Genomic DNA, 1,012 nt, shown 5'->3' with positions numbered 1-1,012 from the left:
TAGTTATTATAACATCCTGAAGATTGTCATTTACATTTATTGTAACTTCTTGTGTGGAACTTTGCTGGATATTTATTGTCAAATCGCCTTCAGCATGTATTTTACTAAAACTTGGAAGCTCTCGTGATAGTGTCACTATATTATTTGAACCAGTAATTGATCCTAGAATAGAATCGTCAGAACTACAACTCGAAAGGGTTTGATACAAAATGACAGTAATAAGAAAGAGTGATTTTGAAATTGCTTTTTTCATTTTTTATGTTTTTTGATTTACTGCTGCAAAAGTATGAGCATCAAAAAAGATAAAAGGTGATTTTAGGATTGTAGAAGTCCTGAAACAATAGAAATATACGAATTAGGACGTTTTTTGAAGCTTTCTGCAGGCTCCTGGAGATATTCCTGTATTGGTATTGAAAGTTCTATAGAATGCACTTTTAGATTTGAAACCAGCTTCCATACCAATGGCTTCAACAGAATATTTATTAAATACGGGATCATTCAATAGTTCTTTAGCAGCCTTAATTCGATATTCATTTACAAACTGAATTATACTTTTATTGATTTCCTGATTTATAACTTGAGACAAATATCCTTCACTAGTTCCTAACCGAGTTGCTAAATCTAATCTGTTTAAAAGAGGGTTTTTGTATAATTTCTCCTCATCCATTAATGCATATAACTCAGTAATAATCTTAGAAGTAGTGGCTTTGTTTATTCTCTTTTTTGTCTGAGCGCTATTTGCTCCTATTAATGTTAAATATTGGTGTATTTCGTCTTTTTGAACGACTATCTGTAATTTGAATACTCCGTAATATAATATCCACCATGATAAAAAGGAAAGTATTATCCATAGAAAATTTATAGCATATTCTGAATCGAATAAATCATCTTCTAAATTAGACAAAAGCCAAATCGCAATGATGCATATAAGAAATAGGTTTAATTTTAACAACCAACGTCTTTTTCCTTCTGAAATATCATTAGAACGTTTTATTAAATTTCTTCCCCAAAA

Annotated in this window: 2 protein-coding genes; both read right to left on the bottom strand. The window is 30.1% G+C overall.

The genetic code is table 11. The features are described 5' to 3' along the window. Positions 1-253: hypothetical protein (locus B2U95_RS05850; RefSeq protein WP_296313737.1), on the bottom strand; the 253-nt coding region annotated here is incomplete at its 3' end. 102 nt (positions 254-355) lie between these two features. Beyond that, positions 356-1,012 (bottom strand): helix-turn-helix domain-containing protein (locus tag B2U95_RS05845; protein WP_296313735.1); only part of this gene is annotated, 657 nt, incomplete at its 5' end.

It is taken from the genome of Winogradskyella sp. UBA3174 (genome assembly GCF_002364335.1).
Classification (GTDB): Bacteria; Bacteroidota; Bacteroidia; order Flavobacteriales; family Flavobacteriaceae; genus Winogradskyella.
The sequence above is the reverse complement of the archived record's forward strand: the minus strand, read 5'-3'. Positions and strand labels throughout refer to the sequence as shown.